Annotated in this window: 19 protein-coding genes; 8 read left to right on the top strand and 11 right to left on the bottom strand. The window is 33.2% G+C overall.

The features are described from left to right. The first annotated feature begins 5 nt into the window (after window positions 1-5). Window positions 6-551 carry an RNA polymerase sigma factor gene (locus Q1A73_RS23080; protein ID WP_299610763.1) on the top strand — a complete coding sequence of 182 codons (546 nt, stop codon included), beginning with the start codon at window positions 6-8 and terminating at the stop codon, window positions 549-551. A 2-nt stretch (window positions 552-553) separates the two neighbouring features. After that, a complete protein-coding gene (locus Q1A73_RS23075; RefSeq protein ID WP_299610761.1) occupies window positions 554-2,170 on the top strand; it encodes a hypothetical protein in 1,617 nt (538 codons plus the stop codon). Window positions 2,171-2,308: 138 nt separating this feature from the next. Here the strand turns inward: Q1A73_RS23075 and Q1A73_RS23070 are convergent, their stop codons facing one another. Beyond that, window positions 2,309-3,046 (bottom strand): lysophospholipid acyltransferase family protein, encoded by a 738-nt coding sequence (locus tag Q1A73_RS23070; protein WP_299610759.1) that lies wholly within the window; start codon window positions 3,044-3,046, stop codon window positions 2,309-2,311. Between the two features lie 73 nt (window positions 3,047-3,119). Between Q1A73_RS23070 and trpS the strand changes: the two genes are divergently transcribed. Beyond that, window positions 3,120-4,088 carry a tryptophan--tRNA ligase gene (trpS, locus tag Q1A73_RS23065; RefSeq protein WP_299610756.1) on the top strand — a complete coding sequence of 323 codons (969 nt, stop codon included), beginning with the start codon at window positions 3,120-3,122 and terminating at the stop codon, window positions 4,086-4,088. A 76-nt stretch (window positions 4,089-4,164) separates the two neighbouring features. On the opposite strand, the gene Q1A73_RS23060 is transcribed toward trpS, so the two are convergent. Continuing rightward, complete coding sequence (locus Q1A73_RS23060; protein WP_299610753.1) at window positions 4,165-4,863, bottom strand: hypothetical protein; 699 nt, start codon at window positions 4,861-4,863, stop codon at window positions 4,165-4,167. Between the two features lie 154 nt (window positions 4,864-5,017). Then, window positions 5,018-6,439 (bottom strand): hypothetical protein, encoded by a 1,422-nt coding sequence (locus tag Q1A73_RS23055; protein ID WP_299610751.1) that lies wholly within the window; start codon window positions 6,437-6,439, stop codon window positions 5,018-5,020. 287 nt (window positions 6,440-6,726) lie between these two features. Here Q1A73_RS23055 and Q1A73_RS23050 point away from each other — a divergent pair, with 287 nt between their 5' ends. Both Q1A73_RS23050 and Q1A73_RS23045 read left to right on the top strand, forming a co-directional pair. Then, on the top strand, window positions 6,727-7,089 hold the full coding sequence (locus Q1A73_RS23050; RefSeq protein WP_299610748.1) for a BlaI/MecI/CopY family transcriptional regulator: 363 nt from the start codon (window positions 6,727-6,729) through the stop codon (window positions 7,087-7,089). Window positions 7,090-7,093: 4 nt separating this feature from the next. After that, on the top strand, window positions 7,094-8,587 hold the full coding sequence (locus tag Q1A73_RS23045; RefSeq protein ID WP_299610745.1) for a M56 family metallopeptidase: 1,494 nt from the start codon (window positions 7,094-7,096) through the stop codon (window positions 8,585-8,587). Between the two features lie 118 nt (window positions 8,588-8,705). On the opposite strand, the gene Q1A73_RS23040 is transcribed toward Q1A73_RS23045, so the two are convergent. The 8 genes from Q1A73_RS23040 to Q1A73_RS23005 form a co-directional block, all read right to left on the bottom strand. Then, window positions 8,706-9,320 (bottom strand): hypothetical protein, encoded by a 615-nt coding sequence (locus Q1A73_RS23040; protein ID WP_299610743.1) that lies wholly within the window; start codon window positions 9,318-9,320, stop codon window positions 8,706-8,708. A gap of 216 nt (window positions 9,321-9,536) precedes the next feature. Then, window positions 9,537-9,932, bottom strand: coding sequence for a hypothetical protein (locus Q1A73_RS23035; RefSeq protein ID WP_299610740.1), 396 nt, complete (start codon window positions 9,930-9,932; stop codon window positions 9,537-9,539). Further along, complete coding sequence (gene pheS, locus Q1A73_RS23030; protein WP_299610738.1) at window positions 9,933-10,952, bottom strand: phenylalanine--tRNA ligase subunit alpha; 1,020 nt, start codon at window positions 10,950-10,952, stop codon at window positions 9,933-9,935. It lies immediately after the preceding gene. A gap of 665 nt (window positions 10,953-11,617) precedes the next feature. Next, a complete protein-coding gene (locus tag Q1A73_RS23025; RefSeq protein ID WP_299610734.1) occupies window positions 11,618-12,037 on the bottom strand; it encodes a lipocalin family protein in 420 nt (139 codons plus the stop codon). Window positions 12,038-12,101: 64 nt separating this feature from the next. Further along, entirely contained in the window at window positions 12,102-12,458 is a 357-nt protein-coding gene (locus tag Q1A73_RS23020) for a hypothetical protein (RefSeq protein WP_299610732.1), read from the bottom strand. Window positions 12,459-12,548: 90 nt separating this feature from the next. After that, entirely contained in the window at window positions 12,549-13,682 is a 1,134-nt protein-coding gene (locus tag Q1A73_RS23015; protein ID WP_299610730.1) for a hypothetical protein, read from the bottom strand. 16 nt (window positions 13,683-13,698) lie between these two features. Next, complete coding sequence (locus Q1A73_RS23010) at window positions 13,699-14,586, bottom strand: sugar-transfer associated ATP-grasp domain-containing protein (protein WP_299610727.1); 888 nt, start codon at window positions 14,584-14,586, stop codon at window positions 13,699-13,701. 60 nt (window positions 14,587-14,646) lie between these two features. Next, window positions 14,647-16,215, bottom strand: a complete 1,569-nt coding sequence (locus tag Q1A73_RS23005) for a 7TM domain-containing protein (protein WP_299610724.1) — start codon at window positions 16,213-16,215, stop codon at window positions 14,647-14,649. Window positions 16,216-16,288: 73 nt separating this feature from the next. Between Q1A73_RS23005 and Q1A73_RS23000 the strand changes: the two genes are divergently transcribed. From Q1A73_RS23000 to Q1A73_RS22990, 3 genes are all read left to right on the top strand, one after another. Continuing rightward, window positions 16,289-16,801 (top strand): RNA polymerase sigma factor, encoded by a 513-nt coding sequence (locus Q1A73_RS23000; RefSeq protein ID WP_299610722.1) that lies wholly within the window; start codon window positions 16,289-16,291, stop codon window positions 16,799-16,801. Window positions 16,802-16,897: 96 nt separating this feature from the next. Continuing rightward, complete coding sequence (locus Q1A73_RS22995; RefSeq protein ID WP_299610719.1) at window positions 16,898-17,797, top strand: FecR family protein; 900 nt, start codon at window positions 16,898-16,900, stop codon at window positions 17,795-17,797. A gap of 30 nt (window positions 17,798-17,827) precedes the next feature. Beyond that, window positions 17,828-20,377 (top strand): carboxypeptidase-like regulatory domain-containing protein, encoded by a 2,550-nt coding sequence (locus Q1A73_RS22990; protein WP_299610716.1) that lies wholly within the window; start codon window positions 17,828-17,830, stop codon window positions 20,375-20,377. Window positions 20,378-20,562 lie beyond the last annotated feature (185 nt).

Raw genomic sequence — 20,562 nt, 5'->3', positions numbered from 1 at the left:
TGTTCGTGAGTTTAGAGCAACTCATAAAAAAGTGTAAAAAACAAGATGCTAAGGCACAAGAGCAACTGTATAAATTATACGGTAGTAAATTATTTTCAATATGTTTAAAATATTCGAATAATTACTCTAGTGCTGAAGATACCTTGCAAGACGCTTTTATCACAATTTTTGATAAGATAGGACAATATAACGGAAAAGGCTCTTTTGAAGGATGGGTTAAACGAATAACCATAAACACTGCTTTACAAAAATATCGAAAACAAAAAGTATTCGAAATTATTGGAGAAGAGCAGATTGAAGATGTAGAGGTAGAAATAGATGAAGACAATGTTTCTTTAGACTATTTATTAGAGATCATTCAACAATTACCTGATAGATATAGATTGGTATTTAATCTATATGTTTTAGATGGTTATTCTCATAAAGAGATAGCCAAAATGTTAGAGATCTCCGTAGGAACATCTAAGTCTAATTTAGCGAGAGCAAGAAATATTTTAAAAGAAAAAATAGAAAGTAATCAAGAACATCGTGTTCAATCAATTGAAGGATGAAGATGGATGATAAAAAAAATATAGACAGATTATTTCAGGAGAAATTCAAAGATTTTGAAGTTACTCCTAATGATGCGGTATGGGAAAAAATAAAAGCCCGTAAAAATGATGATCGCAAACGTATATTAATTATACCTTTTTGGTACAGAGTTGCAGGAGTAGCTGCTTTAGTTGCAGTTATTTTATCAGTAGGTTCTTTTTTATTACCTGACACGGCTAATAAAAATAATGTAATTGTTACCAATGATAATGTTCAGGATGAAAATGTAATTACACCTAAAAACCCTAGTATCGAGTTAAATAAACCTAAAGAAGGTGTCGTAAATCAGGAAGCTAGTTTTACAGATGGTGAAGAAAAGAATATGAGCACGAATAATGAGGCTCTTACAGATACTTCTATATCCGATTCTAACAAAACACAGCCATTTATTGATAATATAAACCCTTCTAATCATACTGCTAATAAACAGAATACATCAATTACATCTGTAACTGAAGAAAAACAAGACACGAATAATCTAAATCGTAACGATATAAGAAATAACACTACTATCCAAGAAGAAAAATTTACATCTGATATTGCTACTGTATCTAAAAGCACAAATTCTAAAATAGAAAAGCAAAACCTAACAACTACTTCTAACAAGAATGAACTACAGAAAATAGCAGCGCAAGAAAGTACAACCGTTGATGGTAAAAAGCAGTCAATTATTGATAATGATTCTAATTTTGTAGATCCTACCATTATTGACAATAATATTAAAGAAGCTATTGCTAGTGATACTGGGGAGTCAAAAGAAATTGAAAATCCAGATAATACTGGTAAAAAATCAATCTTTGATGCTATTAAAGAAAAGGAAAACAAAGAAAAAGTTGTTGCCACTACGGATCCTGAAAAAGAAAAAAGATGGAATATTGCTCCTAATGTAGCACCAGTTTATTATGATTCTTTTGGCGGTTCTTCAATAGATCCGCAATTCTCGGATAATACAAAACAAGGAGAAGTTAATCTTAGTTACGGAATACAAGTTGCGTATGCTATCAATAAAAGATTAATTGTAAGATCTGGTGTAAGTAAAGTAGATGTAGGGTATAACACTGAAGATGTAGGTTTTGGAATTGCTGCATTAGGAAGAGATGCCAACGGAGCTGGCAATACACAAAGCATTGTAGTATCGGATTATCGTAATGGTTCTGTTTCCCTTGCACCTCCACCTGGAGATGTTAACAGTGAAATTCTGGTTACTTCACAAAATCCTGGACTGCTTAATCACAGTATAGGATATATTGAAGTTCCTTTAGAACTGAAATATGCCCTTACAGATTCTAAAATGGGTATTCATATGATAGGAGGAGTAAGCACTTTATTTTTAGAAAGTGATGAAGTTTCTGTGATTGCCGGAAGTTTTAGAAATGATAATGTATCAAGAGAGCAGACCGTAAATGATGTTAGCTTTAGTGGTAATATTGGCATAGGGTTTGATTATAAATTATCAGATCAATTTAAGATCAATATGGAGCCTATCTTTAAATATCAGTTTAATGGTTTTAGAGATAACGCTCAAAATTTTAGGCCTTATTATTTTGGTGTATATACCGGAGTAAGTTTTAGGTTTTAGTATCATGAAAAAGAAAGAATACCTAAAAATGTGTTAGGTAAATTTAGTTGGTTAGGTTAAATTATTGCTCTAGGGAAGCAATGATGACAAAGCTGTTTCTGGGGAGGAACAGCTTTTGTTTTTAAACAATGTATTTATCTATAAGGAATTTGAACTCAGTTTATTCAAAATAACAATTCTCGTTTTGCTCTTAAGTTCTTTTTTATGATCCTGAGTAAAATCTTTGGTAGGAATTTCATTATGTACAAAAGCTCTCATCAAACCTGGACTTCCACTAAAAAAAGTATAAGAAAATCGTTTCTTGTTATCCAGAAAAGTTAACGGAAGAATAGGGATTTGATGATCGATCGCAAGTCTAAACGCTCCGTCTTTAAACTCATCCAACATAACCGATTCATCATCTGGCACTCCTCCTTCCGGAAAAATACAAATACTGGTACCACCTTTTAATCTTTCTTGAGCTCTATCAAAAACCTCTTTTCTACTCTTTTGGCTACTTCGATCTACCAGAATACACGTTCTTTTATAGAAAAAACCAAATATTGGAATTTTTGCCAATTCCTTTTTTCCAACAAAAACGAAAGGATTCTTTATACAATATAACATCAACATAATGTCGGCCATAGAGGTATGGTTAGCAACAAACATATAACTTCTATTTCGATCGACTTCTCCCTCCTGTTTCACTTTTGGAACAAAACCACTACCATACAATACTATCTTTGCCCAAAAACGAGCTACTACAAAGAATTTAGCATACCATTCTTCTCTAGAAGTCAATATCAGCAACACTGGAAATAATATAATAATAGGAACTCCCATCATTATATAAAACCAAATACGCCAAAGAAGTATTAATATATACCTTAGGATCATAATTTCAAAAATACATAATTGGTTTGAGGTATGTGAACAAAAAAATTACCTTTGCCGGAAACTAAAAAATACTATGGCAAGAATTCTAACAGGAGTGCAAAGTACAGGAACTCCTCATCTAGGAAATTTACTAGGTGCAATCATTCCTGCAATTCAGATGGCAAATCAGCCAGAGAATGAATCTTTCTTATTTATTGCAGATATGCATTCGCTCACACAAATTAAAGACGCTAACATATTAAGGGAGAATACCTACTCTACTGCTGCAACCTGGTTAGCTTTTGGTTTAGATATAGAAAAAACTGTGTTTTATCGTCAAAGCGATGTTCCACAGGTAACAGAACTTGCCTGGTACCTTAATTGTTTTTTCCCGTATAAGAGGTTGACCTTAGCACATTCTTTTAAAGATAAAGCGGATCGATTAGAAGATGTAAATGCTGGGTTATTCACTTATCCTATGTTAATGGCAGCGGACATTTTATTATATGATGCTGAAATTGTTCCTGTGGGAAAAGATCAAGAACAACATTTAGAGTTTACACGTGATGTAGCAGAAAGAATACACAATAAAGTAGGAGAAATTTTTGTTTTACCTAAAGCTCAGTTTAGATCAGAAACCATGCACGTTCCAGGAACTGATGGAGCTAAAATGAGTAAATCTAAAGGAAATACTATTAATCTATTTTTACCAGACAAAAAATTACGTAAAGATATTATGTCTATTCAAACCGATAGTACTCCTCTAGAAGAACCTAAAGATCCAGATACTTGTAATGTATTTGCCTTGTATCAACTGGTTGCATCACCTGATGAAATATCAGAAATGCGAGCAAATTATGAAGGAGGCAACTACGGATATGGACATGCAAAACAAGCATTGTACGAACTTTTAATAACCAAGTTTGCCGAAGAGCGTAAACGCTACAACTACTATATGGAAAATCTTGAAGAAGTAGATAAAGCCTTAGCAGTTGGAGCAAAAAAAGCTTCAGAAGTAGCCGCAAAAGTACTTTCTAGAGTACGTGAAAAAGTGGGATACTAATTAGTGCCATACATAAAATATAAGAAAGCCAGTTGTTCTAGAACTGGCTTTCATTTTTTACTACGCAATTAAATGTTTAGAATCCATTTTCTACTACTACCAATAAATTGTGTGTTTTATCTTCCTTGTTAACCATAACAGGATATTTTCCAGGCAGAATCACATTTCCTTGTAATCCCATTTTTTTCGCCATTACTGGATCTAAAACAATTTTGTTTTCCAAATAGAATACACTTGGTTGCGGAGTTGGATCTCCATAAGCAATTTCATGATCTTGTAACCCAGATGTTGGTGTTTCATAAAACTGTACTCCCAATACATTTTTATTTAATGCGAACGGAATACCTTCTACGCTTTCATCTATCCTTAGCTCATAGAGTTCTTTAAAGGATCTAAACTCTTTAGGGTTGATTCGTTCATTGATGATCCAAGGATCTATAAAATCTATGCCACACGGAACTACTAAACATGGATCCCAAATAACTGGAGGTAATTCAAAAATAATATCTGGATCAGGTATACATTCTACAATAGCGCAAACATTACCTGCACTATATCGGCATACAAGATTTCCTGTAATAGGATCAATTACACTTCGAGCATCAATCTGTAACGTAAATCTACAAAACTCACCAGATCTTTTTTCCTGTAGATCGATACTATTTTGTTCTACATTCATTTCCGAAATACCAGTTTCTTCTGTTACATTTTCTTTTTGACAAGCTACTAACGCAAATAACATTGCCCCAATGATTACTATTGATCGTTTTTTCATGATTATATGGTTTTAAGTTAAAAAATAAAAAAGAACTTCCCAGACCATTTACAACTCTTAATCGTTGTGGTCTTGTGAAGTTCTTTGACCATTAGTGTAAACCATAATATGGAAGTAAACATTTAGAAATAAAATTATCTTCATATCTACTTTACTATTTAATAGAATCTCCTTTATGAACTTTCATTTCTAATAAATTATACTTTTCCCTGATTTTAAAAGGATCTGCTTTAACATCCTTTTTTAGGTGTTTATCAAAGAATTCAACTATCAACTCATTAGTTATTTTTAAGCCTTGTTCTGCATCAATAGTACCCGTACCTGCTAGCAATTGTAGCGGGATCATAAGAGGAATATCCATAAAGTTTGGATGTCCAGACGTCAGCAACTTACATTCATAAAAATAATCGGTACTCTTGTTTACATATGCATGAGCACTTATATTTTCGTGATCTTCGGGCCAGTCTGCAGATAAGAAAAGAAAAGGTTTTTGAAATATCGTATCCATCATTTCACCCCATTGAATCCCATCTATATTAGCAGCAGCTTTTACTCTTTTGTCTTTTAACGCTGTTTGTCCTGCAGCTCCACCACCTCTAGAATGTCCAAAAGCCCCAATATTATCTAAATCTAGTCGCTCTTTGAAAAATCCGTCAGTATTCAATTTTTCTAAATGACTTATAACATATATTAAGTCTTTAGACCATCTTTCTACAATATGAGTCACGAAATAGTCTTTAGAGGCTTCTCTTAGTATTTTATGACGCTCCTCAAAAGAAATATCTTTGCTAAATGCTTCTTTTATTGGCAAGATATGCTCCATAGATGAAGCGTCTTGTTCGTACTGATATTCATAATCAAAAAACTTCTGTGTGCCATCTGGAAAAGTAGTCCCTAAACTCTCATATGTATGGGATACGTTAACAATGATATATCCATGGCTTGCTAATTCCGATAATAATGCATAATACCCTGTAGATTTAGAACCATAACCTGGAGAGAAAATTAAGACAGGAAACTTCTGTTGGGCAATAGGCGCTCCTTTATACACATAGGTCTTTACTCGATCTAGGTAATTGATGGTCCATGAAGGTAAAATTCCCATACTATACTTTCTGATAAAACCTAACCGATTAGCCTCATCTACATAAGGTTCTCTCTCGCCTTTTGAAATATCATCGGTGGGAAACCACATTTTTACCATGAGTTCTCTTTTATCAAAAGGATCCTTTGTAATTACTTCATCAAGGTCAGTTTTCACGTGTGTCCATTTACTTCCTACTTGGTATATACCTGTTGGTTCTGGTAAAGAAAAAACAGGAAGTACTTGTGGTATAAACCATCCTACAACAAGAACTAAAACCAATAATAGATATCCAAAAACGCGAATAAAGGTTGGCTTAACGGTCTTCATAAAATCAATACGACTAATTCTCCAAATCAGAATAGCCATGATTACATAAGCAGGAAACATCTGCCAGCGCCAACCATCTATTAGAAGGTGTAATACGGTCAGTACCAGAAGAAAATAAATAATATATCTTTTAGATGCTACCTGAAGTAATGGTCGTTTCATAAAAGGTAAAACTGTTATAACAATAAGAAAAAATATCTCTAAAACTCTCATTTTACAATAGGATCAAGTGATTATATCGCAAGATTCTTAATTTGTTTTTAATATTTTATTTTAAGCGATAAACTACCATTTTTAAAGGCTTTTCTACCTTCTCAACACCTTTAATGCGATCCTAATTCATGTTAAAATGTAAATTTAAAACTAAAATATTAGTTCAAACTAAATATTTAGTTTACATTAGCATTCTCAAACTAAGACCTTAGTTTGAAAGTAAAAATCATTCAAAAATGAAACAATTAACGAAAGCGGAAGAAGACATCATGAAAATCCTATGGGATTTGCATGAAGGAAGTGTAGTTCAGATTCTTGAAGAGTTGCCAGAACCTAAACCAGCATATAATACTGTATCAACCATCGTAAGGATTCTAGAAGATAAAGGTTTTGTAAACTACCGAAAAGAAGGGAGAATTCACATTTATATTCCTATAGTCCAGAAAACTGAATACAGCAATCAAAGTATTACAAAACTAATCGATGGATATTTTCAGGGATCTTTTAAAAGCATGGTTTCATTTTTTATGAAGAAAAATGATATCAGCATTGCCGAAATGGAAGACGCTCTCAAAGAAATTAATCAGGAAGAAGAATAATATCATGATACATTACATTTTACAAATCATTGCATTTCAATTACTTTTCTTATTAACCTATGACCTATTTCTTAAAAAAGAAACCTTTTTTAATTGGAATAGAATCTACTTGCTTCTCACACCAGTTTTAAGCTTACTACTTCCTTTACTTAGGTTCGATTTTATTAGAAATACCATCCCAGATACGTATAGTATTCAATTGCCAGAAGTATTGATTACGAGTTCGCCAATGCAAGTTTATAACCTACCAGAAGTAGTTATAGCTTCCCAAACCGAGGCTTTTAATTATTACTCACTAATACCCATATTAGGATATATATGGTATGTAGGTATAACAGCCAGTTTATTATTATTTATCTATAAAATATTTAAAATTGTAAGACTAAAAAAGACAGGAACCAAAGTAAAATCCAAAGATATTACATTTGTTTCCTTGCCTAATACAACCGCTGCTTTTTCCTTTTTTAAAACCATTTATATAGGAAATAACCTATCACAACTGAAAAAAACTAATGTGATAGAACATGAAAAAATTCATGTAAAAGAATATCATTCTTTTGATCTCATCTTTTTCGAAATACTCCGCATATTATTCTGGTTCAATCCATTAATCTATATATATCAAAACAGAATGGCAATGCTTCAGGAGTATATCGCAGATGCCAAAGCTATTTCTATCACTAATAAAAAAGCTTACTACCAAGACCTTTTATCACAGGTTTTTCAAACCGAAAAAATATCATTTATCAATACATTTTTTAATCATTCACTAATTAAAAGTCGACTAGTTATGTTACAAAAGTCAAAATCAAAAAAAATCTATCAATTAAAATATTTATTGCTAATTCCAGTCATTGCAGCCATGTTAGTATATAGCTCTTGTTCTGAAGATCAGCACGTAATAGAAAACAAAGAGGTTCCTCTAACAACCCTTACTGAAAGAGCAGAGTATCTCTTAAATAAGATAGAAAATGAAGGTGCTTATACCGAAGAAAGTGAGAAACTATTTTCTACACTGATGCAGGATATAAATAGTATGCCCGGAAACGGATTAACTCCTGAAAACATCGAGATTTTCAAGAATTTAATGCAAACTATTTCTAAAGTAAAACCTATAATCACTGAAAAAGTAGAAGTAGAAGGTGTTCCTTTCATGAAATTAGATGCTGCTCCAATACATCCTAATTGTAGTGATCTATCTGGTGCAGAAGCTAAAAAATGTTTTTCCCAAGAAATAAGTAAGCATGTGGCAAATGAGTTTAATACCAAACTTGGTAACGACATTGGCTTAACAGGACGATTAAGAATATATGCGCGATTTAAAATAAATAAGAGCGGAGATATCGAGGATATAAAAGTAAGAGGGCCTCACCCTAGCTTAGAAGAAGAAGGTTCGCGTGTCATAAAAATGTTACCTAAAATGCAACCAGGAATTAAAGATGGAGCTCCTGTAAGTGTTTTATACTCCTTACCTATTATATTTGAAGTACAAGAATAAAAGGAATAATCATTTTATAAAAAGGCTGATATGTGTATTACATACCAGCCTTTATTTTTACCAACATTTTTTTATCCACATCGTGGATTTCAATCTTTAAGATGATTTTACATGAATATTATCTTTCGAAACCTTTTTCTACAGCCAAAATGACATTAAAAGTTTCACTCTCTTTGTTAATAATAACAGGATACTCTCCTGCTTTTACCACATTCCCCTGTAATCCAAGCTCCTTAGAAACCTCAGCATCCAAAACGAGATTTTCTTTAATTACAAAAGTCTCTCCTTTTAGTATACCCTCTTCGTTATATACTTGTAATCCAGCAATTCTTTCATTTAAAGCAAAAGGAATTACGGCTTCTTTTGGATCTATATCCAATTCCAATTTATCCTTGATAGAAATAAACTCTCTCGGATCTATCTTTTCATAAATAATCCAAGGGTCAAAAATATCTATCCAGCACGGTACGAACCAACATGGATCATATATAATATCTGGTATACAAATTTTGTACATTTTACAGATACTTGGAAATGTAGTATAGCATCTCCCTTGAAACTTCAATCCAGGCTCTATTAAATAGAAACATCTACCATATCTTTTGCCTTCAATTTCTGTTGCATCTACAGCTTCAATGGCTTCAACTTCTGTTTTTTCTTCTACAGTTTCTCTTTCGCATGCGTAGAATACCCCAATCGTTATTGCTATCGCTAAAAAAAATACTTTTTTCATATTATTTAGGTTTTAAGATTAAAAAATCCCCACCACCATCGGCTGTTGGTATACCAATGATACTGGGGAAGATTTTGATAACTTTATAAATGCTTAATGCACCATAAAGTTATTTGTGAAGTTTTAATTACGAAATATGAGACAAATGTACATCCTTACGCACATCTACACACAGGGTATTTACCTGTTTTTAAGGAAGTTATTTAACTGAATTATTTAAGAAACCAAAACACCACGTTGTTCCATAACAGGAAGATCACGAAAAGCATTTTCATTTATGGTGTTTTTTCTGAAGATGTATTTCTTATCATATAATTTACCTTCCGAAAAGAACGAAACCGCAAACTCATTGTTCATTACAAACAACTCTTCTTGGATCATCTCTATTTTAGCAGATGATTTAGCTTCTACAGTACCTATTCCGTGACGTAATAAAGAAGTCTTTTTTTCGGTATTGTAGCCTTTTGTTACCACAAATACCATTTCTATAGGTGTTTCTTGATCATTAATAATATATGAGTTCCAATCATATCCACCGAACTCTTCATTCCATTCTTTTACCACAGCAATGTGAACGTCTTTTACAACAGGTATTTCTATGTCCTTTCTCAATTACAAGGCTGATTTAAACTGTTCTAAAAAGCGTACGTCATTTTCGCTAAGCATACGAATATCCGAAACTCCGTATAATAATAATGCAATACGGTCGATTCCCATACCAAATGCAAAACCACTATATTCTTCTGGATCTATGTTACAGTTTTTTAAGACATTAGGATCTACCATGCCACAACCCATGATCTCTAACCATCCCGTTCCTTTGGTCATTTTATAATCCGTTTCGGTCTCTAGTCCCCAATACACATCCACCTCTGCACTTGGTTCTGTAAACGGGAAATAAGATGGACGTAGTCTGATCTTAGATTTACCGAACATTTCGGTAGTAAAATATTGTAATGTTTGCTTTAGGTCTGCAAAAGAAACGTCTTTATCTATATACAATCCTTCTACCTGATGGAAAAAACAATGTGACCTTGCCGAAATAGCTTCATTTCGATATACTCGCCCTGGAGAAATCGTTCTGATCGGTGGTTTATTCTCTTCCATATATCTCACCTGCACAGAAGACGTGTGGGTACGCAATAAGATATCAGGATCGGTTTGTATAAAGAATGTATCCTGCATATCACGTGCTGGATGATATTCTGGTAAATTAAGTGCAGTAAAATTGTGCCAGTCATCTTCAATCTCAGGACCTTCACTTACATTAAAACCAATACGAGAAAATATATCTATAATCTGATTCTTTACCAATGATATCGGATGCCTAGAACCAAGAGCTATGGGTTCTGATGGTCTTGTTAGATCTCCATAAGCTCCTTTTTCCTCTTCTTTAGATTCTAATTCGTCTTTTAAGTATTCAACTTTTTGCTTTACCTTATTTTGAAGATTATTTATCGTCTGACCAAATTCTTTTTTCTGATCATTAGCTATATTTTTAAATTCTTCAAAATAATCTTTAACAATACCTTTACGGCCTAAAAATTTTATTCTGAATGCCTCTACTTCTTCTTTGGTTTTTGCTGAAAAATCTTCAACTTCCGATATATACTCTTTAATCTTGTCGATCATGATCTTGTGCTTATTAGAGAGGGCAAATTTAACATTTGTAATACATAAAATCATACATGTGATCTAAAAAATGCATGATTTAGCCAATAAAATGTTCATTTTTAAGAAAAATCACTCTTCCAAAAGTATTTTGTGTTGTCATGCACTATCATGCAACTAGAAAATGCAAAGAAGAATATTGTCATTTACTAGATAAGATGGCCTAGCGAATGAAACTTTTTGTACAAAAACCGGTTCTGCCTAAGATATTTATTCTCTTAAAAACTGATTACAACCATAAAAAGCATAAAAGACTGTAAAAAAGATCGTTAAAGCTCGTTAAAACTCTTGAAAATACTTTGATAATTTGTTATATTTAAATGTATTAAAATAGATAGTAAATCTGTTAATACAATCTTCCCAAACGACCTTACCTAACTAAATAAATGTAATGTATTGGTGCATAGCTAAAAGTTAGCTATGGTATAATGTTTAATTAAAAATTGCCGGATATGAAAAAGTTATTTTTTGGAATTCTGATTATTGATATGAAAGGATTAAAAGACTTAATTAGTAATCTTCCTTCGGCTTGCTGGTATGCCATGAGTAGATAATTACTAATATTAGATATCAATAAAAAAAGGGAACCTACTTGGTTCCCTTTTTTGGTTTATCTTGTCTATAATTTAGATTCTTGTATACACTTCTCTGTATACTGTAGTTGTACCCTCGAAAGTTTCTGAGTACTCAATAGAAAAAGTGTTTGCAGAAAAAGTAATAGTTTCTGTATCGGTTTCCCCATCGCTGGTAAAACTATATACATTGTTTCCACCATTTTCCCAAGTACCTGTAATTCCTTCCAACTCTACACAAGTTCCTGTTCCATCATCCTCAAAAGATCTTCCCGTAAACGTTCCATCAGCATTAAAAGTTACCACATCCTGAAGATCACAAGGATCTGAAGTAATCAATTCTCCATTTTCAAATTCTTGAGAAAATTGCCAAGAACCAATTAATGCATCCTGACTTACACCATCATCATCACTTCCACAAGAAGTAATACATAAAGAAAGAGTCGCTACAAATAATACAATAAGCTTTTTCATTAGATAGTTTTTTTAATAATTACCTTCCTTAGATGACAAGTTCTTCGATTGGTTGCGTCATTTTTTAAAAAATATACTCACTCGCCAAAAAATAATTCACAATAGCTTCTTTCATTAAAACGGATTGTTCTCCTGCTTTTAGATTTGGTAGTTGTTCTTTTACGATATAATGAGGCCAGCCATCATCATCAAAATAATCGAATTCATAATATCCATAAGGTTCTAACAATCTACAAATAGCGATATGCATGAGATCCAATTTTTCATCTTTCTTAAATCTACGATGCACTTGACCCAATTCCTGAACACCTATTAAATATATGATTGCATCCAAATCCAGTTCTTCACCATCACCAAATTGAGCAGATAATTTTTGAACTAGTATCTCCCATCGTTCTTTAAGCTTCTCGTCTCTAGCCATACTCCAATATTTTGCTTGTTATATATAAAAAATTAAGCGCTACAAAAGTAACGCTTAACTAAAAAACCAACCATCAATTCGGGAGAAATCTTAAAACTCCCACAATATGCCTATACCAGCATATTGATTTCTATAATTCCTAAATGACCTGGCGTCTATATCGGTATAATTTGTACTTCTAATTCTAGAAAACAACGTAGTCGTGATAGAAAAACCGCCACCTATTTTTTGAGATGCATTTAATTGAAAGTTAGCATACTCATACTTTAAATTTTCTCCAATTGTTCCTTCTGTATTTCTTGCTTCAATATCTGTGTAATCTCGAGTTATAAATGAAAAAGAGCTGCGCACTTTAGTACGTTTATTCTTATATCTCAGTGAGATTCCTGGACCGAATTGATTAAATCCAGAGCGATTCGTAGAATTATCGATACGCATATAATACACAAAACTAGGTCTTAGTTGTAAGTATTTATTGATTGGTAATCCATAAGACAAGGTACCTTTTACATAATCCCAATCTCTTTCTCCGTCGGGTTCTACATCACTAGTATTAAAGGTATCATACAGTCTTTTTTTGGCATAAATACTTAGTCCTACTTTATGTTTCAAACGACCTATCTTAAACGTTTGCACAGAAGTTAGCTGCACACCAAACTCACTATATTGTAAATCTCTGACACCAAATGCATCAAAATTTCTGAAATTATAGAACCCTTCTACAGAACTCTCATTGTTTTTGATCGGAGCAAATTCTACTCCCAATGTTCCTCCGTAATTGGTATATCCTAATGGATTAATAAGCACATCTTGATCTCCTCCAAGTCCTTCTCTATTCATTCTCATTAATCGAGCTTCGGCAATAAGAGCGGTTTTTCTATTAAACTTATAATCATATTTTGCTACCGTATTAAGACTCCAATAGCTATCATCCATGTCTTCATAAAAAATCCTTGCAAATGGATTAGCCGAAATTCTAAATCGATTGTTTTTCCATCGATATCTAAATTTATAATCCGCTTCGACATCCTGATAAAAACTACTTGATATTAAATCACTTTCATTTAAAATTCCTTCATCAGTTCGTATCTCTTTTGGACTTCTGAAATAATTGTATTCATAGCCACCTTCAGTGCCAATATTGAAGGTGTTTTTAATCTGACTAAATGATTTTATGTATATAAACCCCAACAAAACGGTCATCCAAATCTTTATTGTATTCATAAATTTCTTCTCCTTTTTAATAGTTTTTTACTTGTTCTTTGATTGCTTTTTTTAATCCTTGTTTATTTACGAGTTGAATCCCTAATCCTGGACGCACATTGATCTCCATAATCTGAGGTCCTTTATTTTTGTCTATGACGATATCAATCCCTAGATAGTTTAGAGGAAAAGCTCTTGCCGTATCAATAGATATTTTCAGAATCTCTTCCCAATATGGAATAGGCATATTTTGTATCACAAATCCACTATCGGGATGATGATCAAAGTAATTTTTACCATCATACACTTCCGTTAATGTTCCCGCAGTTAAATCCACTCCAATCCCTACTCCATTCTGATGAAGGTTTGCCTTTCCATCGGATCTATCCGTTGGCATTCTTAGCATTCCCATAACGGGATTTTGATGCAGTGTGATGATTCTAAAATCAGGAACTCCCGCCGGATAAATTTTATGGAAAAAGGGATGTGGTTCTATGCATTCTTCAATCAAAACCCTATCATGAGAACCTAGAGAAAAGAATCCCATAATGATCGCAGCCATATGCTGAAATATTTGTCGTTCTGTAATTACTTTTTCGCTACTGATCCAATTCCCATTACGATCTCTTTTAATAATTTTTATTCCACCACCACCGCATCCATTTGCGGGTTTAATCGCCATCGCATCATATTGTTTGCATACTTCCCAAGCTTTTTTGATATCATTATTATACGCTACGACTGCATATGTTTTAGCACAAGGAATCTGATGCTGATGTAGAATTTCTTTGGTACGAACTTTGTCATCCGCCAAGGGATAATCCTTTTTCTTATTATTGGGATAGATGAATTTTATATTCCTTTCGTTTAAACCCACCACTTCATTTTTTTTGGATGGTTTTATTCTTAAAAATGTGGAAAGCATAGTCTTTTGTTTATTGATGGTATATTGTTGTAAAGTATGTTCGCTATAGGGTAAGAACACCTATTGTAGTACAGGTTTGAATCTGTATAATTCTGTCCATCGAATTCCTATATATCTTCCTAGAAGCATTGCTGATGCTATAATGAGTAGAATAATTTCTGGAAAAATGATAAGGATAGAAGGCAGTACTTTCCAGGATAATAATCCATAGCATAGTGTTGTAGCCAAGATCGTTTGGAACAGCTTATCAATTGCAATTTTATAGCCATCTTCGACCGTAGCTCTAGAAAATCTTTCGGCCGCAATGGTTAAAATGATCGTTGGAAAAAATGTTAATGTAGTTAACCAACTGATATTAAAAGTTAACCCAATATTCGTAGCAATAATCATTAAACCTACCATAATAGTGAGAGAAACTACCAGTTTAGGCGTATACAATAATCCAATAGAATCAAATGGATACGAGATCAAACCAACCAATAGAATCAATCCAACAAATAGTATAATTCCTGTAAAAAAACCAGTATGTAACAGAGAAAATGCAATTAAAACAGGAAGAAAAATTCCAAAGGTTTTTATCCCAACAACATTTCTTAAAAATGCTACTAGTAATCCTCCTAATGGCAATAGTAATAATAGATGTAAGGAAGATTTCGAGATAATTCCAGATTCAACCATACTCCAAAGAGAAATACCAGACAGCTTTGAAATTTCTTCAGAGTTCATCTTCAAAAAAGCTATGTGATTCATTTCTTCGATCTGATAAGTATAATCAAACTGAATTCCAGAAGTGTGTGTGATTAAAAACTCATCTCCCTGATATATTTCTAAATAATTGGAGGGTAGATATGCAAAATGATTGTTGAGCGTATCAAATGGAATCCAATTTTCATTGATAAGCACTTCTGCCCATACGTGGGATGTTCTTTTGGTTGTATTCTCAGCTATAATTCCTCCTTTAATTCTAGCTGGATATCCTAAATTCCGTAATAAAGCTACAAATAACCTACTTTTCCCATTACAGGAAGCTCTATTCTGCTTAATCGTTGTGAGCGCATCCGTAAGGGTAATAATGGGTGCCGAAGGAATGCTAGAAACATATTCAAAAACGTTGCTAACTATTTCCTTATCAGTACTAACATTTTGTACCAGTTGTTTTGCTAAATCCGTGATCATATCATGATCCGACTGAATATTTGCTGTAGGTTGTAAAAACAACTCATATCCAACAGCAGTTTTCAGAAAATTCTTAGGGATGATATAGCTTTTATCTTTCCCTTCGAAAATAAACTCATAATTCACATTATGGTATGAATCCTTACTATCAGTACTCCAAACAGCTCTTAGATTTTCGTGTTGTTCTTCCTTTTTACTAAAGTGTAGCGTACTATCTAAATAGATACTTCCTATCGAAATTCTTTGCCTCGAATTATTCTTCGGAACAAATGCTTTTACATAAGTATTTTTATTTCCAGACTTAAAAAAATAATTGTAGTTTACTTTATAAACTTTGTCTGGATTAAAATCATCATAGCTAGATATGATGGGTTTTAATTTAAAAGCAATAGAGGTTAAGGCGATCACTGTAATTAGGAGTACCACAGTTCTAAGATTTGTTTTGGAATTCATAATAAGTTATTTTTGGCTGTATAACCGGGCAGAAAAAAAATACCCTACCCTGCACCGAAAAAAAAATTCACATATGAGTGTATCCTCCAAATCTGTTTGTGAACAAGACGTCTTTAACGAATTGTTCAAAACGCACTCCAGAACCATCAGAAATCATATCTATTATAAATGTGGAGACCCTGACCAGGCAGAAGATATCATGCAAGAATCTTTTATCCGTTTATGGAATAATTGTAAAAAAGTAATCCTGGAAAAAGCACGAGCTTTTCTATATAAGGTATCTACCAATTTATTTTTAAATCAGGTAGAACATCAAAAAGTAAGATTAGCCTACTCCAAACTTTCACATAGAGACAGAAACCATGAATCTCCAGATTTTATTCTAGAAGAAAAGGAGTTTATGATAAAGCTTCAAAATGCTATTGGAGATCTTTCTGAAGCACAACGCGAAGTATTTTTACTTAATAGAATCGATAAAAAAACATATAACGAAATCGCCGAAATGCTAGGGATTTCGGTAAAAGCAGTAGAAAAAAGAATGCACAATGCCCTTAAAAAACTAAGAAAGATTATAAAAAATATTTAAGCGAGGTAGGGTATTTTGCTAAACGCCGGTTATACGGATATTAAACCTGTATGATATTTTTAAAACATCTGAGTATTCGAAACATAACTACACTACATGGAAGAGGATAAAGATCCATATTTGGCAAAATGGTTAAACAATGATTTAACCAATGATGAGCTAGCACAATTTTCTACATCTGAAGAGCTTGAAGATTATGAGAAAATTGTAAAAGGGCTGGAGTATTTTCATGCGCCTCCTTTTGATGAAGAAACCTCTCTTTCGGTAACCTTAGAAAAATTACAACATCAAAAAAAGAAGAAAGTTATTCCATTAAAACCTATTATTTACACCATTTCTGCTGCAGCATCCATACTGCTAGTGATAGGATTATTTTTTAATAAAGTTACCCATGAAGCGGCTAATGGAGAACAACTTGCCATCACTCTTCCAGATGGTAGCAAAGCGGATGTAAATGCAGGATCATCGCTATCGTACAATCGTTTCTTTTGGTCTCAAAACCGAGAAATAGATTTAAAAGGTGAAGGATTGTTTACTGTAAAAAAAGGAGAAACCTTTACAGTAGCAACTACCGCTGGAGAAGTCGAAGTACTAGGAACTATTTTTAATGTAAAGTCTAGAGATCACATTTTTGAAGTGGCGTGCTATGAAGGAAAAGTGAAAGTGCAAACCAGTGCTGATGTACAAGAAATCATTACACAAGGCGAGTCTGTTCTTCTAAAGGATAACACATTAAATAAAGTGAAAATTTCAGAGACCCAACCACTATGGAAACAAGGAGAAAGTCTATTTAATAGCATTCCACTAAAAGAAGTGTTAGACGAGTTAGAACGACAATACAACGTAACTTTTGTGAGAACCTCTATAGACGAAAATAAATTGTTTTCTGGAGGCTTTGTACATAACAATGTCAACCTTGCTTTAGAATCTGTACTGGTTCCTATGAATATTGAATATATCGTAAACGGAAAAGAGGTAAAACTGTCTAATAAATAAAAACTCCCACTGTTATTTAATACAACAAGCGTGAAGAAAGCAATTGTATTCCTTTTACTAGTAACCTACTCAGCCCAAGCACAAATTGTAAAGGAGTATAAAAATGCTCCATTACAAGAAGTACTTACCGATATTTCTGAATCTTACGGACTTATTTTCTCTTACAGCAATGATATTATACAAGGCAAATCCGTTTCTATTAAGATCCAAGATACTCCTATTGATGAGATACTGCTTACGCTACAATCCCTAACAAAACTTTCGTATAACAAGATTTCTGAAAGACAAATTACGGTGAGTATGCCTGATACCAAAACAACCATTTGTGGATATCTGTATGATGGTGAAACCAACAGTCCTCTATCCTATGCCACTATTGTGATAAACGAATCTAATGAAGGTGTGATCTCCGATGAAAATGGTTTTTTCATATTCGAAAAAATTAATAAAACTGCTACCATCTCCATTCAGTATGTAGGATATAGCGAAAAAGCCATTCCTGTCACTGCTTTTAAAAAATCAGATTGCCAACGCATTCAGTTGATAAAAGAAAGTACCACATTAGACGAAGTACTTATCATAGAGTACATTACCAAAGGACTGGGAAAAAATATCGATGGATCCCTTATCATCACCAATGAGGAATTAGGAATCTTACCAGGACAAATCGAACCCGATGTTTTCCAGAGTATACAATCCATTCCTGGTATCAACAGTCCGGATGAAACCGCCACAGGAATTCAGATTAGAGGAGGTTCTCCTGATCAAAATCTAATCCTTTGGGATCATATAAAAATGTATAATACTGGGCATTTATTTGGGTTAATTTCTGCATTTAATCCCTATGTAGTATCAGATGCGAAAATATTTAAAGGTGGTGCTGATCCTAAATACGGAGACAGAGTTTCTGGTGTAATTGATATCACTAGTGATTACAAAATTCCTGAAAAACTAGAAGGTGGTCTTGGTATTAATGGTACGCATGCGGATCTATTTCTAAAAGCTCCTATCGGAAAAAAAATAGGAGTCATTGTTTCTGGAAGAAGGGCGTACACTGATTATCTCGAAACACCTACCTATTCCGCTTATTTCGAAAAAGTGTTTCAGAACACTAAAATCACCAAAGCTTTAAATCCCATTGATGCAGAGGAAGAAGATGAAATCGAGGAAGAAGTCTCAGATAACAATTTCTTTTTCTACGATACTAGTGTAAAACTCATTGCAGACATAACTGAGCATAATAACCTTAGCGTAAGTGGAATTTATACCAAAAACGATCTCGCTTTTGAGATTAATAATGAAGAAGATCGACTACGAGATAATCTTACGATCCAAAATGAAGGCCTCAGTTTTTCTTGGATTCATACCAGTTTTAAAAACATTGAGGCGAATATCAAAGGGTACTATTCTAAGTATGATTCTGATTATAACTTTACAGAAACACAAGAAACGGTTATCGAGGAGCAATCCATCCGAAAAAATACGGTAGAAGATATTGGTTTTGATGTGGATTTGCAGTACAAATTTAACAACAAACACTCGCTAGCATTGGGATATCAGTTTTCTAACAACGAAGTATCTTATACCGTTACCAGAGAGGGAACTTTTGAAACTCCGATTAATGAAACAGACCTCATAAAAAATAGTGCGAACACGCTTTATAGCAATTATAAATACACCACTGATCAAAAAGGTTCTGTGAACCTTGGATTTCGTGCTTCTCATTATTCGGTGGTGGATCAGTTCTATGTAGAACCGCGTATTAATATAGAATATCCGATTACAAATTCTTTGCGTATCAAAGCTACTGGAGAACTACGATATCAACCTATCAGCCAATTAGTAGAGTTTGAAGATACCCAACTACGATTAGAAAACAACTTATGGATTCATTCGGATAATGATGACATACCTGTTTTAGAAAGCTTACAATTCTCTGGAGGGTTCTTATTCTCCAAAAACAATTGGAATTTCGAAATCGATGGTTATTACAAAAATATTGATGGCTTGACTTCGCTTACCAACGGATTTAATAATATTAATAATGATTTATCTACCGGAGAAAGTGATGTGGTAGGCGTGGATGTTTTATTAAAAAGAAGGTTTAAAAATTTTAGAACCTGGATTGGGTATACGTTTAACAATATTGAATATACATTTCCAGAATTTCAGGAAGCTTCTTTTCCGGGCAATAATGATATTACTCATAATTTTAGGATTTCGAATACTTTAGAAATAAAGGATTGGGAGTTTTCTTTGGGTTGGCTATGGAGGTCTGGTGCTCCTTTTACCGATGCTGATCTGGTAGATGAGGAGATCGAATTTGGCACACCCAATGCGCTAAACTTGCCTAATTATCATCGGTTAGATGCTTCTCTGACCTATCATTTTGATATTATAAAAAATAAAGATTGGAAAGGACAGATTGGAGTCTCTGTATTAAATCTCTACAATAGACAAGTACCTATTGCGATCAATTACCAATTAGATGAAAATGCAGATGGCGATGCGGAGTTAGATATCATACGCCAACAGTCTTTGGGTATTACGCCTAATGTTACGTTTAGAATGAGTTTTTAGAAGCGTGTGTTTATGCATTAACAAACGATTATTCTTTAAAACTGTTTTTCTTTTTTTCATTGCCAAACCAAGGGTTATATTATTAAATTAAGTGTTCTTGTTGTCAGTCTGATTTCTATGACAAAACCAAATTGTTTTTATAAGCAGTTTGGTTTTTTATTATAGCAAAGATTCTATGAATAATT

The organism is uncultured Aquimarina sp. (genome assembly GCF_947492115.1).
Classification (GTDB): domain Bacteria; phylum Bacteroidota; class Bacteroidia; order Flavobacteriales; family Flavobacteriaceae; genus Aquimarina.
This window is presented reverse-complemented; position numbering and strand designations above follow the sequence as displayed.

What these genes read in the sequence shown, in the direction of transcription:
- Q1A73_RS23075 (WP_299610761.1), top strand. Translation starts at nt 554, where the DNA reads ATGGATGATAAAAAAAATATAGACAGATTATTTCAGGAGAAATTCAAA.
- Q1A73_RS23070 (WP_299610759.1), bottom strand. Translation starts at nt 3,046, where the DNA reads ATGATCCTAAGGTATATATTAATACTTCTTTGGCGTATTTGGTTTTAT.
- trpS (WP_299610756.1), top strand. Translation starts at nt 3,120, where the DNA reads ATGGCAAGAATTCTAACAGGAGTGCAAAGTACAGGAACTCCTCATCTA.
- Q1A73_RS23060 (WP_299610753.1), bottom strand. Translation starts at nt 4,863, where the DNA reads ATGAAAAAACGATCAATAGTAATCATTGGGGCAATGTTATTTGCGTTA.
- Q1A73_RS23055 (WP_299610751.1), bottom strand. Translation starts at nt 6,439, where the DNA reads ATGAAACGACCATTACTTCAGGTAGCATCTAAAAGATATATTATTTAT.
- Q1A73_RS23050 (WP_299610748.1), top strand. Translation starts at nt 6,727, where the DNA reads ATGAAACAATTAACGAAAGCGGAAGAAGACATCATGAAAATCCTATGG.
- Q1A73_RS23045 (WP_299610745.1), top strand. Translation starts at nt 7,094, where the DNA reads ATGATACATTACATTTTACAAATCATTGCATTTCAATTACTTTTCTTA.
- Q1A73_RS23040 (WP_299610743.1), bottom strand. Translation starts at nt 9,320, where the DNA reads ATGAAAAAAGTATTTTTTTTAGCGATAGCAATAACGATTGGGGTATTC.
- pheS (WP_299610738.1), bottom strand. Translation starts at nt 10,952, where the DNA reads ATGATCGACAAGATTAAAGAGTATATATCGGAAGTTGAAGATTTTTCA.
- Q1A73_RS23025 (WP_299610734.1), bottom strand. Translation starts at nt 12,037, where the DNA reads ATGAAAAAGCTTATTGTATTATTTGTAGCGACTCTTTCTTTATGTATT.
- Q1A73_RS23020 (WP_299610732.1), bottom strand. Translation starts at nt 12,458, where the DNA reads ATGGCTAGAGACGAGAAGCTTAAAGAACGATGGGAGATACTAGTTCAA.
- Q1A73_RS23015 (WP_299610730.1), bottom strand. Translation starts at nt 13,682, where the DNA reads ATGAATACAATAAAGATTTGGATGACCGTTTTGTTGGGGTTTATATAC.
- Q1A73_RS23010 (WP_299610727.1), bottom strand. Translation starts at nt 14,586, where the DNA reads ATGCTTTCCACATTTTTAAGAATAAAACCATCCAAAAAAAATGAAGTG.
- Q1A73_RS23005 (WP_299610724.1), bottom strand. Translation starts at nt 16,215, where the DNA reads ATGAATTCCAAAACAAATCTTAGAACTGTGGTACTCCTAATTACAGTG.
- Q1A73_RS23000 (WP_299610722.1), top strand. Translation starts at nt 16,289, where the DNA reads ATGAGTGTATCCTCCAAATCTGTTTGTGAACAAGACGTCTTTAACGAA.
- Q1A73_RS22995 (WP_299610719.1), top strand. Translation starts at nt 16,898, where the DNA reads ATGGAAGAGGATAAAGATCCATATTTGGCAAAATGGTTAAACAATGAT.